General features: G+C 58.6%; 14 protein-coding genes. 9 read left to right on the plus strand and 5 right to left on the minus strand.

Annotation, left to right across the window (positions count from 1 at the left end; genetic code table 11):
- The 8 genes from secF (at position 1) to AC2FFD_RS03770 (ending at position 5,014) form a co-directional block, all read left to right on the plus strand.
- Positions 1 to 969, plus strand: coding sequence for a protein translocase subunit SecF (gene secF, locus AC2FFD_RS03735; protein ID WP_170343887.1), 969 nt, complete (start codon positions 1 to 3; stop codon positions 967 to 969).
- Positions 950 to 1,714, plus strand: coding sequence for a sulfite exporter TauE/SafE family protein (locus tag AC2FFD_RS03740; RefSeq protein WP_496872007.1), 765 nt, complete (start codon positions 950 to 952; stop codon positions 1,712 to 1,714). Before secF ends, AC2FFD_RS03740 begins: the two co-directional genes overlap by 20 nt.
- 12 nt (positions 1,715 to 1,726) lie before the next feature.
- Complete coding sequence (locus AC2FFD_RS03745; protein WP_480684041.1) at positions 1,727 to 2,080, plus strand: Mth938-like domain-containing protein; 354 nt, start codon at positions 1,727 to 1,729, stop codon at positions 2,078 to 2,080.
- A 144-nt stretch (positions 2,081 to 2,224) separates the two neighbouring features.
- Positions 2,225 to 2,839 carry a heme ABC exporter ATP-binding protein CcmA gene (ccmA, locus tag AC2FFD_RS03750; protein WP_170343889.1) on the plus strand — a complete coding sequence of 205 codons (615 nt, stop codon included), beginning with the start codon at positions 2,225 to 2,227 and terminating at the stop codon, positions 2,837 to 2,839.
- Positions 2,836 to 3,492: a heme exporter protein CcmB gene (ccmB, locus tag AC2FFD_RS03755; protein WP_171231405.1), complete on the plus strand. Its 657-nt coding sequence runs from the start codon at positions 2,836 to 2,838 to the stop codon at positions 3,490 to 3,492. Before ccmA ends, ccmB begins: the two co-directional genes overlap by 4 nt.
- Before the next feature lie 61 nt (positions 3,493 to 3,553).
- Complete coding sequence (locus tag AC2FFD_RS03760) at positions 3,554 to 4,327, plus strand: heme ABC transporter permease (RefSeq protein WP_480684042.1); 774 nt, start codon at positions 3,554 to 3,556, stop codon at positions 4,325 to 4,327.
- Complete coding sequence (ccmD, locus tag AC2FFD_RS03765; protein WP_170343892.1) at positions 4,324 to 4,482, plus strand: heme exporter protein CcmD; 159 nt, start codon at positions 4,324 to 4,326, stop codon at positions 4,480 to 4,482. Before AC2FFD_RS03760 ends, ccmD begins: the two co-directional genes overlap by 4 nt.
- The gene (locus AC2FFD_RS03770; RefSeq protein WP_170343893.1) at positions 4,475 to 5,014 is read left to right on the plus strand and encodes a DsbE family thiol:disulfide interchange protein; all 540 of its coding nucleotides are present in this window, start codon (positions 4,475 to 4,477) and stop codon (positions 5,012 to 5,014) included. The genes ccmD and AC2FFD_RS03770 overlap by 8 nt, the downstream gene beginning before the upstream one ends.
- 29 nt (positions 5,015 to 5,043) lie before the next feature.
- Here AC2FFD_RS03770 and AC2FFD_RS03775 read toward each other — a convergent pair whose 3' ends face one another.
- The 3 genes from AC2FFD_RS03775 to acnA form a co-directional block, all read right to left on the minus strand.
- On the minus strand, positions 5,044 to 5,745 hold the full coding sequence (locus tag AC2FFD_RS03775; protein ID WP_496872010.1) for an SDR family NAD(P)-dependent oxidoreductase: 702 nt from the start codon (positions 5,743 to 5,745) through the stop codon (positions 5,044 to 5,046).
- 139 nt (positions 5,746 to 5,884) lie between these two features.
- Positions 5,885 to 7,387: a BCCT family transporter gene (locus tag AC2FFD_RS03780; RefSeq protein WP_496872011.1), complete on the minus strand. Its 1,503-nt coding sequence runs from the start codon at positions 7,385 to 7,387 to the stop codon at positions 5,885 to 5,887.
- Positions 7,388 to 7,507: 120 nt separating this feature from the next.
- A complete protein-coding gene (acnA, locus tag AC2FFD_RS03785) occupies positions 7,508 to 10,198 on the minus strand; it encodes an aconitate hydratase AcnA (RefSeq protein WP_496872013.1) in 2,691 nt (896 codons plus the stop codon).
- Between the two features lie 224 nt (positions 10,199 to 10,422).
- On the opposite strand from acnA, the gene AC2FFD_RS03790 reads away from it, so the two are divergent.
- Complete coding sequence (locus tag AC2FFD_RS03790) at positions 10,423 to 11,124, plus strand: DUF1223 domain-containing protein (RefSeq protein ID WP_496872014.1); 702 nt, start codon at positions 10,423 to 10,425, stop codon at positions 11,122 to 11,124.
- On the opposite strand, the gene AC2FFD_RS03795 is transcribed toward AC2FFD_RS03790, so the two are convergent.
- Both AC2FFD_RS03795 and AC2FFD_RS03800 read right to left on the minus strand, forming a co-directional pair.
- On the minus strand, positions 11,125 to 12,048 hold the full coding sequence (locus AC2FFD_RS03795) for a lysophospholipid acyltransferase family protein (protein WP_171327996.1): 924 nt from the start codon (positions 12,046 to 12,048) through the stop codon (positions 11,125 to 11,127). It abuts the gene before it with no gap.
- 137 nt (positions 12,049 to 12,185) lie between these two features.
- Complete coding sequence (locus tag AC2FFD_RS03800) at positions 12,186 to 13,259, minus strand: flagellar motor switch protein FliG (protein ID WP_496872242.1); 1,074 nt, start codon at positions 13,257 to 13,259, stop codon at positions 12,186 to 12,188.
- Between the last annotated feature and the right edge of the window lie 4 nt (positions 13,260 to 13,263).

Here is a 13,263-nt window from a genome sequence, read left to right on the forward strand (position 1 = left end):
ATGAGACTGAAACTCGTACCCCAGAACACCTCGTTCGATTTTTTCAAACACTGGAAGGTCTGGTTGGGCATCTCCGGCCTGATGATGGTGGTTGCCTTCACCTCGTTCCTGTTGCAGGGGCTGAATTTCGGCATCGACTTCCGAGGTGGCACCACGATCCGGACGCAAAGCGCGGTTGAGATCGATGTGGGCACATACCGAGATGCCATCGCCCCTCTGGAACTGGGTGACGTGACCATCACCGAGATTTTCGACCCAACCTTTGCGGATGACGAAAACGTCGCAATGATCCGCATTCAGGCGCAAGAAGATGCCGAGGCTGTGGAAGCTGCGACCATCACCGCCGTGGAAGAAGCGTTGCAGCAGGTTGTTCCCGACATTCAGTTCGTGTCAGTGGAATCCGTGGGGCCCAAGGTCTCGGGCGAGTTGATACAGACCGCCGTCATCGCGGTGGCTTTGGCGATCGGCGCGGTGCTTGTGTATATCTGGCTTCGGTTCGAATGGCAGTTCGCGCTGGGGGCCGTGGCGGCACTGGTTCACGATGTGATCCTGACCATCGGTATCTTCTCGGAACTGCAAATCCGCTTTGATCTGGCCATTATCGCGGCCCTTCTGACCATCGTCGGTTATTCGCTGAACGATACCGTGGTCGTCTTCGACCGGGTGCGTGAGAACCTGCGGAAATACAAAAAGAAAGACCTCAAAGAGGTGCTGAACATTTCGATCAACGAGACCCTCAGCCGGACCGTCATGACCTCGGTCACCACGTTGCTGGCGTTGATCTCGCTTTATGTTCTGGGCGGCGATGTGATCCGCGGCTTCGTATTCGCGATGATCTGGGGCGTGATCGTGGGCACCTATTCATCGGTCTTCGTGGCCTCGACCATCCTGCTGTGGCTGGGGGTCAAGCGCGACTGGTCCAAGCCGTCCAACACGGCGGGCAACCAGTTTGCCAATATCGATGCCTGAGGCGTTGCAACAGGCCTTGTCCCTGCCGGGGCTGGGTTGGTTGATACTTACCATCGGAGCCGCGGGACTTGTCCGCGGCTTCACTGGTTTTGGCACCGCGATGATCTTTGTGCCGGTGGCCACTCAATTCCTGCCGATTGCCGATGTCGTCTTTCTGATGGCGGCCACCGGGATCGTCTCGACCTTTGCGTTGGCGCCGCAGGCGTGGCGCGAATGCGACAAGATCGAAATCAGCACTTTGGGCATTGCAGCGACATTGACCGTGCCACTGGGGCTTTGGGTCATGGCACAGGCCGACACGGTCGTTCTGCGCTGGATCGCTTGTGGCATCACCGGCGTGACCCTGTTGGCGATCGTCACTGGCTGGCGCTGGCAGGGACGACTGGGTGTGCCCGGACGGCTGGCCATCGGAGGCAGCGCGGGCGTGATCGGCGGCATGACCGGACTGACCGGCCCGGTCGTTATCGTATTCTATCTGGCCAGTTCTTCAGATGTGCGCAAGATTCGCGCCAATACGATCATCTTCCTGGCGCTGCTGGATGTGGCCATCGTTTTCAGTATCCTGATCGGAGGCGCTGCGGATCTGTCGATCCTGTGGATTGTCCTGCTGCTGGGTCTGCCCTATCTGACCACCACACTGATCGGCAAGGCTCTGTTCGATCCAAAGCTCGAACGGATCTATCGCGCTGCGGCTTATTCGGTCATTCTGATAGCCGTCGTGTCCGGTTTGCCGATCCTGGATTGAAGGAGGGAAGAAATGCGCCTGAACCAGGTTACGTTTTCAGATGCCAAGCCGGTTGATGGCTATGGCCCCGGTTTTTTCCGCATCGGCGGTGATGTGTTCGAAGGCGCCGTTCTGACCGGTCCCGCAGGACCTGCCACCTGGGGCGGCTATGAAGATTCGCAGCCACTTCTGGAACTGGCCGATGAAATTGACGTTCTGCTTGTCGGTACCGGCAAAGACATGGCTCACATTCCCCAGTCTTTGCGCAGCCGGCTGGAAAGTGCCGGAGTCGGCGTCGAAATCATGAATTCTCCGGCTGCGTGCCGCACTTACAATGTCTTGCTCTCTGAAGGTCGCCGCATAGCGCTTGCTCTGATCCCGGTCTGACGGGACCCCTTCATCTGGCTGAAAATATCCCGGGGTGTGTGAGGGGCTGGCCCCTCACTCGGACCTCTCTGCTCAAAGCTCCCGTAACCGAACTGCGGCAAATCCCACCTTTTGCCTCTGATGACATTCCGATAAGCGGGTCTCATGACTCTGATAGTAACCGACCTGTCGATCACCCGTGGTGGCATTCCCGTCCTGGAGCATCTCAGCTTTCAGCTGCCTCCGGGCAAAGCGCTGATTCTGCGTGGGCCGAACGGGATCGGCAAAACAACCCTTCTGCGCACATTGGCCGGGTTGCAGCCGCCGCTGGAAGGTCAGATCCAGGGCGCGGAAGACCAGATCGCATATGCGTCCCATTCGGACGGGCTGAAACCGACGCTGACTGTATCCGAGAACCTGACGTTCTGGGCTTCTGTCTTTGGCACCAACGGCATCCAGACGGCGCTGGACGCGTTCCAGTTGAACGAGCTGGCGGACCGCCATGCGGGGAACCTGTCGGCTGGTCAGAAACGGCGGCTGGGGCTGGCACGCATGCTGGTCACCGGGCGGCCGATCTGGATGCTGGACGAGCCGACCGTTTCGCTGGACAGAAATGCGGTGCAAATGTTCGCCGATGCAGTCCGCGCGCATCTGGGGCAGGGTGGGTCAGCCCTGATCGCGACCCATATCGACCTTGGTCTGGATGGCGAGGTTCTGGACGTCGGCCCGAACAAGGCCAAACCCAAACCCATTGACGATTTCGACGGAGGCTTCCTGTGATCGCCCTTCTGCTGCGCGACCTGAAACTGGCCTTCCGTGCAGGCGGAGGGTTCGGATTGGGATTGGCCTTTTTCCTGATCGTGACCGTGATGGTGCCGTTTGCAGTGGGGCCACAATCCTCGCTGCTGTCCACCATTGCACCCGGAGTGCTCTGGCTGGGGGCGTTGCTGGCGTGTCTGTTGTCTCTCGACCGTCTTCTGGCGCTGGATTGGGAGGACGGATCGCTGGACCTGCTGGCCACGGCGCCGCTGCCACTGGAATCAGTTGTGACCATCAAGGCGCTGGCCCACTGGCTGACCACAGGCCTGCCTTTGGTTCTGGCCGCGCCCTTTCTGGGGGTTTTGCTGAACCTGCCTGCACCGGGCTTCTTCTGGCTTGTCATCTCGCTGCTGATCGGAACCCCGGCCATGAGCGTGATCGGCACATTCGGCGCTGCCCTGACCGTCGGCCTCAAGCGTGGCGGGCTGCTGTTGTCGCTCTTGGTGCTACCGCTTTACGTCCCCACCCTGATTTTCGGGGCCGAAGTCGCCCGGCGTGGGGCAACGGGGATGGACGTGCAGACGCCGTTGTTGATGCTGGCAGGGATCACGGCTGCGACGATAGCATTGTTGCCCTTTGCCAGCGCGACTGTGTTACGTATCAATCTGCGGTGAACCGTCCCAACTTTGACTGATGTCAATTGAGAAAACCCCCAACTCGGACTAGATAGGGCCCATGTCGATAGCAGCCAAAGCCAATGCCCTCTGGGAATACGCCAACCCGCGCAAGTTTCTTGCGACCAGTGAACGTGTCCTGCCGTTTTTCTGGATCGTCTCGATCTTCTGCATCGTCGTCGGGCTGGTCTGGGGGTTCTTCTTCACACCGGACGACTACAAGCAAGGGTCGACGGTCAAGATCATCTATCTGCACGTCCCGGCGGCGCTGATGGCGATCAATTGCTGGCTGATGATGCTGGCGACTTCTCTGGTCTGGCTGGTGCGACGTCACCATGTCAGCGCGCTGGCGGCGCGGGCGGCTGCACCGATCGGGATCGTGATGACCCTGATTGCGTTGCTGACAGGGGCGATCTGGGGACAGCCCATGTGGGGCACCTGGTGGGCGTGGGATCCGCGTCTGACGTCGTTTCTGATCCTGTTCCTGTTCTATCTTGGCTATGTCGCGTTGTGGGAAGCCATCGAGGATCCGGACACCGCGGCGGACCTGACCTCGGTTCTGTGTCTGGTCGGATCCGTGTTCGCGCTGCTCAGCCGATATGCGGTCAACTTCTGGAACCAGGGCCTGCATCAGGGCGCATCGGTCATGCGAGCGGCTGCCGTGACCGGGACCGATACGGAAGAAAAAGTCAGCAATATCTACTTCTATCCGCTGTTGCTGTGCATCATCGGATTTGTTCTGCTGTTCATTGCTTTGGTGCTGTACCGCACCGGGACTGAAATCCGCGCGCGTCGCATCAAGGCGTTGCAGGCGCGGGAAAGGGTGGGCGGATGATCCCCGATCTTGGAAAATACGCTGACGCGGTTTTGTCGTCTTATGCCGTGTCCATCGTGCTGCTTGTGGCATTGATCGTGTTCAGCGTGATGCGAGGGCGCAAGATACGCACTGAGATGGAAAAAATCGAACAAAGGATTTCGCGCAATGGCTAAGATATCGCCCCTGATGATCGCGCCGCCTTTGATTTTTGGCGCTTTCGCCGTGTTGGCCGGGATCGGTATGTTCCGGGAAGACCCCAACGCGTTGCCCTCTGCCCGCGAAGGCCAACCGGCTCCGCCCGTGGTTCTGACCGAGTTCCCGGAAAAGAAGCTGTTCGACGATGCCACGCTGCGGGATGGAGAAGTCAAACTGGTCAACTACTGGGCCAGCTGGTGCGCGCCGTGCCGTGCCGAGCATCCCAATCTGGAAGCGCTGGCCGCCGAAGGCATCCCGGTCTATGGCATCAACTACAAAGACCAGTTGGGCAACGCCCAAGCGTTCTTGACCGAGCTGGGTGACCCCTACGCCGCGATTGGCCGTGATGAGAAGGGCCGCATGGCATTGGATTGGGGTCTTTACGGCGTACCCGAAACCTATGTGGTTGATGGCGACGGCACAATCATTCTGCGCTTTGCCGGCCCGATTACGCAGCGCGTGATTGAAAACACTCTGCGTCCGGCGTTGGAAAAGGCTGCGGGCGGTTGAGCAATTTGGAAAACGAGGTTTAAGCCACCTTACAAGCGATACCCTCCGGTCACGCCCAGAACCTCTCCGGTTACGAACCCCGCCGCGTCCGAGGCCAGAAACCGAACGACCCTGGCGATGTCTTCGGGTGTTCCGATCCGGCCCAGCGCCGTTTCCTTGACGAAAAGCGATGTCAGATCGTCAGGACGGGGGGCTTCGGGGATGTTGATGGCACCCGGCGCAACCGCGTTGACACGGATGCCTTCGGGGCCGAGCTCTTTCGCCATGGCCCGTGTCCAGAGGTTCAAAGCGGCCTTGCTTGCCCCATAGGTCACGGCGTCGCGCGGTGGCAATGTCGCGTTCATCGATGAGATGCTGACGATCGAAGCGCCGCGGTTCAGATGCGGCAATGCCGCAGCCAGCAACGCGGCCGGGGCCAGCAGATTGAGGTCAAGAATAGCGCGATGGTCTTCAACCCTGAACGCTTGTTTCGGAGTGGCGCGAACAAGACCCGCGTTGTTCACGATCACGTCCAGTCGTCCGAAGTAATCGATGACCTTTTTGACGACCTGGGTGGGTTGGTTGTCTTCGGTCAGGTCCGATTGAATTGCCAGAACGTCGCCTTTCAGCACTTCAGAGTCCGGCTGGCTGGCCAACCAGGTGAAGGCAACATGGTGATCTCGGCTCAGGTCTTCGACTATTGCCCGCCCGATCCCACGGGCACCACCGGTTATCAGTGCAACTTTTTCCATGAACTCAGATGACCGGCAAAGCGCCCAGGATTCAACGTTGTTTTTTGCGCTGTCGAAATGCTGTCACTTGCGCAGCAATATCCAGAGCATTGCCGCGATGAACGCAAAAGTGACAAGGTTCATCAGAGTGTCCGTGAGATCACCGATCAGCATTGCGTTGTCCCTCCTCTCTGAGCCCGCGGAACAAGCACACCATCAGCAGGACTGAAATGAAGACAAAGGGCAATGCGCCAAGCGAGATGAGGATCTTCACCGAGTCCACGGATCCCGAAAGGATCATCGCGACACTCAGCAGCCCAAGCAATCCTCCCCAGATCAGCCGGACGCGTGGCGGGGGATTCTCGTCCCCGCCCGTCGAGAAGGTGCCCAGAACAAAGGCCGCACTTACGACGCTGGTCACGATGAACAGAAAGGCGGCCAGTACCGTTGCAAGCGTGGTGATCACGGACAGTGGAAGCCGGTCGAGCAGGGCGAAGGTCACGCGTTCGATGTTTGTCTGCGTATAGGCCAGCAGTTCGCCCGCACCATTGAGCGCCTCGAACAGGCCAATGCCACCAAAGGCGCCGAACCAGAGGATTGAAAACAGCGTGGGGGCGAACAGGACCCCGATCACGAATTCCCGTATCGTGCGACCGCGAGAGATGCGGGCGACAAAGACGCCCACAAACGGGCCCCAGGCGATCCACCAGACCATGTAGGTAAGGGTCCAGTCGCTGAACCATCTGGTGACGTCATCGCCGAAGAACGTAAAGGTCTGAAAGCCCCTGGGAATGACATTGGTGACATAGTCGCCGAACCCCTGAACGATGGTATTCAGAAGGTATTCGGTGGGGCCAAGGACCACGGTGTAGGCAACAAGGCCGATTGCGATCAGCATGGCGGCATTGGACAGGCGCGCCATGCCCTGACCCAGGTCGATCAGGAGTGCCGGGATATAGGCCGCAACCATTGCCAGAAACACGGCGCCAATCAGAAGGGCGCCGACGGTTTCCCGTCCGCCGAGAACGGCGATGCCGTCTGCCACCTGAAATACGCCCATGGCCATGGAACCGCCGACACCAATGGCAATGGCGATGATCGCCATGAAATCCGAAAGCCAGCCGACACGTTCAGCCCAGCGTTCGCCGGGAAACAGGCTTTTGATCGGCGCGCTGACCATCATTCCGGTGCCGCGCCGAAAACTGAAAAAGGCGATGGAAAGCGCGGTTGAACCGTAAATGGCCCAAGCGTGTAAGCCCCAGTGAAAGTTCGTCGCCAGCATGGCCTGCTGCGCCGCGATGAAATCCGGTGCCATGCCGTTGATAAAATTGAAATGGGTCAACGGTTCTGCCACTGCCCAAAACAGAAGACCGACGCCCATACCGGCGGAAAACAACATCGAAATCCATGTAGCCGTGGAAAACTCTGGTTCCTCGTCATCCCGACCAAGGCGAATATTGCCATAGGGTGAAAACGCCAGGAACAGGCATCCGATCAACATGCCCGAAGCGGCGAGCATCACGAACCAGCCGCGGCTGTGGAAGGTCTGTTGGACGATGCCACTGGCCCAGGTCACCAGGCTTTGAATGTCCACGACACCCCATATCCCGATCACTGCAATTACGCTGAGCGAACACACCAGCAGGGCGTTGGGCTTCTTCATGGCGATTGGTTTTCCGTTGATGACGTTCCCCAACAGTTTCAGGTTTTCGAATAAATTACCAGAATACAAAAAAACCCCCGGCAGATGGCCGGGGGTTTGAATTGAGCGCTGTGCTATCGGTTACGATGCCTTCGCAAGATTGCGCAGGACGTAATGCAACACGCCACCGTTTTCGATGTATTCAATCTCGGGCGCGGTATCGATACGGCATTTCAGGGTGATGGTCTTTTCGGTTCCATCGCCATAAACGATGGTGCAGGGGACTTCCTGTAGCGGCTCGATTGTATCCAGCCCGTGTATCGAAACGGTTTCATCCCCTTTCAACCCCAGGGTTTTGCGGTTGTCGCCTCCTGTGAACTCGAACGGAATGACACCCATACCAACAAGGTTCGAACGGTGGATACGCTCAAAGCTCTCGGCGATGACTGCCTTGACGCCCAGCAGAGCCGTGCCCTTGGCCGCCCAGTCGCGGCTTGAGCCCGCGCCATATTGCTCGCCACCGAAGACAACCAGCGGGGTGCCTTTCGCCTGATAGGCCATCGAGGCGTCATAGATTGACATCTGTTCGCCGTCCGGACCCTTGGTGTAACCGCCTTCGACGCCGTCCAGCATCTCGTTCTTGATGCGGATGTTGGCGAAAGTGCCGCGCATCATCACCTCGTGGTTGCCGCGGCGTGAACCATATGAATTGAATTCACGCGGCTGAACCTGACGTTCGATCAGGTACTGGCCTGCGGGCGAGGTCGTCGCAAAAGACCCCGCAGGTGAGATATGGTCGGTCGTGACCATGTCGCCCAGAATGGCCAGAACCTTGGCACCTTCGATGTTGGAAATCGTGCCCGGTTCGGGGCTCATATCCTGGAAGTAAGGCGGGTTCTGGATATAGGTCGATGTCGGCGGCCAGTCATAGGTTTCTGCGTCAGTGGTTTCGACCGACTGCCATTTTTCGTCACCTTTGAAGACGTCGGCGTATTTCGACTGGAACGCTTCGCGTGTCACCGTCTGTTCGACCAGTTCCGCGACCTCCTGCTGGGTTGGCCAGAGGTCTTTCATATAGACGTCATTGCCGTCCTTGTCCTTGCCGATCGGCTCGGATGTCAGGTCGATATCCATGGTGCCTGCCAGCGCGTACACGACGACCAGTGGCGGCGAAGCCAGATAGTTGGCGCGCACATCGGGCGAGATCCGACCTTCGAAGTTGCGGTTGCCGGACAAGACCGAGGTGGCGACAAGATCGCCTTCCGCAATGGCCTCCGAGATTTCTTTCTGGATTGGCCCCGAGTTGCCGATACACGTGGTGCAGCCGTATCCGACGAGGTTGAAACCGATCTTGTCCAGATCCTCCTGAAGGCCTGCGGCCTCGAGGTAAGCGGATACAACCTGCGACCCCGGTGCCAGCGAGGTCTTGACCCAAGGTTTGCGGTCCAGCCCCAGCGCGGCTGCCTTGCGCGCCACGAGGCCCGCTCCGATCATCACGTAAGGGTTCGACGTGTTGGTGCAGGACGTGATCGAGGCGATCACGACCTTACCCGATTCCATGCCGTAGTTTTCGCCTTTGACCTCAACCTGTTTGCCCATCGGGCGCTTGAAGGTCTCGGCCATTTCCCTGGTGAAGGCGGCCTTGGCGTCGGTCAGCGCAACATAATCCTGCGGGCGTTTGGGCCCCGAGATCGCCGGAACAATCGTGCCCATATCCAGCGACAGGGTGTCGGTGTAGATCGGCGCATAGTTTTCATCGCGCCAGAAACCGTTTTCCTTGGCGTAGGCTTCAACCAGAGCGACACGATCTTCGTCGCGCCCTGTGTTGCGCATGTAACGCAGCGTTTCACCGTCAATCGGGAAAAAGCCGCATGTCGCGCCGTATTCCGGTGCCATATTGGCGATGGTCGCACGGTCGGCCAGCGGCAGACGATCCAGGCCTTCGCCGTAGAATTCGACGAACTTGCCGACAACGCCTTTTTCGCGCAGCATTTCCACGACTTTCAGAACAAGATCTGTACCTGTTGTACCTTCGACAAGATCTCCGGTCAGTTCAAAGCCCACGACTTCGGGGATCAGCATCGAGATTGGCTGACCCAGCATTGCGGCCTCGGCCTCGATCCCGCCAACACCCCAGCCCAGTACGGCCATGCCGTTGACCATGGTGGTGTGGCTGTCGGTGCCCACCAGCGTGTCGGGATAAGCGACTTCTTCACCGTTCTGGTCGGTGTCGGTCCAGACGGTCTGGGCCAGATATTCAAGGTTGACCTGGTGGCAGATACCGGTGCCGGGGGGGACAACGCGGAAGTTGTTGAACGCGCCCTGACCCCATTTCAGGAACTGGTACCGTTCCATGTTGCGTTCATATTCACGGTCCACATTCATCTGGAACGCACGCGGATTGCCGAATTCGTCGATCATGACCGAATGGTCTATGACCAGATCGACCGGGTTCAGCGGGTTGATCTTTTGCGCGTCGCCGCCCAGCGCCTTGATGCCGTCCCGCATCGCGGCCAGATCCACCACGGCGGGAACGCCGGTGAAATCCTGCATCAGTACGCGGGCAGGGCGATAGGCGATTTCACGGGGGTTTTTGCCACCGTTCGCGCCCCATTCGGCAAAAGCCTTGATGTCATCGACCGAGACCGAGAACCCGTCATCCTCGAACCGCAACATGTTTTCCAGCACTACCTTGAGTGCGGCAGGCAGTTTGGAGAAATCGCCCAGGCCCGCCTCTTGCGCGGCGGGGATGGAATAATAGGAAATGGATTTACCATTCACGCTCAGACTGCGGCGCGTTTTGGCGGTATCCTGTCCGACTTTGATGGGCATCTGTGGCCTCCCTCTCAAATGACTTGGATATTAGGATTTGCTGAGTGTTATCTGCATCACCAAGCCCCCGTGTTCAAGGTCCAACAGGCGTTGAGAGGTAAATTTGTATACTATTGTACACTTTTTTCCTTGGGGCGTGTGTCAATGTCTCAAGAAACCTTGATTGGTCGTTGAGTGGCAAAGCAGCTATCCCTGAGATCCAACCGCTCAACCCGAGAGTTCTCATGTTCAGATCCATTGCCTTGACCACCGTGTTTTCCTGCCTTGTGGCGGCAAAGGTCGCAGCCGGGGAAGACCCGGTTGTGGTCGAGCTGTTCACGTCTCAGGGGTGTTCATCCTGCCCGCCGGCGGATCGGATCATGCATGATCTGGCCAAGCGCGACGACGTCATAGGGCTGGCTCTGCATGTCGATTACTGGGACTATATCGGGTGGAAGGACGAGTACGCAGACCCCGATCATACCCTTCGGCAGCGGGCTTATGCGCGCGAGGGGGGGCGTTCCATGATCTACACCCCGCAGATGGTGATCAACGGGCAGCACGACATCGTCGGGGCGCAAGCCCGGGAGCTTGATCGATTGATCGAAGCACATCTGAAAGCAGCGCCCGAAGCGCTGGTGACGGCCGTGCGCTCGGCCGATGAGGTGACAGTGGATGTGACGCCCGTCGAGTTGCCGAAAGGCGATACCTATGACGTACATGTGGTTCAGTATTCTCCCATGCGGCACGCTTCGATCCGCCGTGGAGAACTGGCCGGACACGAACTGGACTATGCCAATGTCGTTGAGGCCTGGCAGATTGCAGGGCAATGGGATGGAACTGCGCCGCAAACATTTGCGGTACAGCTTGGTTCAGATTTGCCGGCTGTCGTTCTGATTCAAAGGGCCGGGGAAGGGCCGATTGTTGCCGCCACCCGGGTCAGGTGATCAGGGCATCTCTTCCGGTTTGATGCCCAACCCGTTCCAGTGTTTCCAGCGGCGGTGAATCCAGAACCATTGCCCCATATGCTGCCGCACCATCTTTTCCAGATCGTCATTGGTGAACTGGGTCATGGTTTTTGGGTCGGTGTGCGGAACCGGTTCGTGCAGAACGATCTCAAAATCGAGACCGTTGGGCTGACGCACCGCGTAACACGGTATCAGCTCGGCTTTGTATTTGATGGCCAGCTCGGCGTTCAGCACGGATGTCACCGCGGGTTTGCCGAAGAACATCAGTTCCTCACCGCCCATTGCGTGAAGATCGGAAACGATGGCAATGATCCCGCCCTTTTTCAACGAGCGTACCATCTCGACCATACCACGCCGCCCCTGTTCGAACATCGGAGCCCCTGTCTTGTAGAAGGCCTCGACATAAGCGTCGTTGAAATACGGGTTGGCCATCCGCCGATACAGGCAGCCGATGGGCTGACCGCTGTAGGTTTGCAAGGCGATGCGCGCTGCCAGGTAGTGACCGAAATGCGCCGTAATCATCATGATCGGACGCCCCTCGGCAACAGCCGCGTCAAATGCAGCAATGCCTGGGCCTGAAATCTTGGCTTTGCTCTGGCGTTCGATGAAATCTTCCGGAGAAAAATGCTCCATGATTGCACGACCGGCATTGTCCGGCACATCGCGGCAGATCTGCCTGACTTCGGCTTCAGGCAAGTCCGGGCAAGTCAGCTTCAGATTCCGACGGACACGTTTGCGAAACCCGACAACAGGTGCCAGAGACCGCACGATGGCCCCCATTGTTGGAATACGCCGCTCATAGGGAAGCATGCGCATAACGCGGATGACCCCCTGAAGAAACAGGTTGGCGACATAGTATTTCCCAAGCTCAAACCGGCTGAGCTCCGACTTTTCAACGGGCATGGAGGTGTCTCACCGCGTGTTGCGAATTGCTGAGAATGACATACAGCCCGATGCCTGCAAGCTCAAGCGCCCAGACGGGCGGAAAACCTGAGCCCGCAGCAGGTGGCCGGACAGAGCAAAACTCCTGGTTTCACGTATCAGGCCGTATCTTCCTCATCATCTTTTTCGATCAGAGTAATTGAACCGGCGTCGACCAGAGTGCGAATGGCGGCCACGACCTGTGTCATGGCGTCTTCGGCTTCCGATTGTTTGACGCGCCCACGTTCGGCCATTTCCTCGCGCAGATTGTCGGCCATGCGGGACGAAATGTTTGACAGAATGAATTCAACGGATGCCTTGTCATCATCCGCGGCGGCCCCTGCCAGTGCGGTGACAAGAACCGGCTGTTCCACTTCACGCAGGATGGCGGGAACATCGCGGGCCGCGATACGGCTTGGGATATGGGCAAAGGTGAAGATCGACTGGCGTACCAGATCCGCAAATTCGGCGTCGTCCTCGTCCAATGCGTTCAACAAGTCGTCGCGTGTTGCGGCCGCCGACTGGTTCAGGATCGCGCCGACTCGTGCGTCGGGGCCATTGTCGAAAGCCTGAGCAGGCCGCCGATCCAGTTGCGCGGCCAGCGACCAGCCAATACGTTCAACAGCTTCGGGGGTGACATTTGTTGTTTTCGAGATGGCATAGGTAATGCGCCGCGCAACCGGGCCCGGCATATGGGCCAGCATCTGTGCCGCCTGCGCGGTATCCATCTTTGAAAGCATGACGGCCGCCACCTCGGTGCTTTCCGCCTGAGCCATTTTGGCAAGATCCTCAACGGGTACGTCACGCAGGCGTTGCCATGGATCGCCGATCTGGCGCACCCCGGCAAGCTTGCGCAGGCGCGCGGCTGTCGATGGTGCGATCTTTCCGTTCACCGCATCCAATGCACCTGCAAGCCCATGCGGAAATGCCAGCCCGATGTTGTCCAGAGCTTCGCTGAATTCCCGGGCCACCGCGCCCAGAGTTGCCCGATCCACAAGGCCCATTTGCCCAAGCTGATGGGTCAATGTCTCTTGCAGGTCGTCGGGCAATTCCTCAAGTGGAATATCGGCGCCTTCGTTCAACAGAAGGCGCACGACAACGGCCGCTTTTTGCCGGCCGGTCAATGTTCGCGGAACAACTTGCGGCGCGCCGTCATCCCCCGCGGCAAGCGGCGCTGACCCCCCATTTGCCATTTGT

Source organism: Ruegeria sp. YTSC002, from assembly GCF_059609845.1.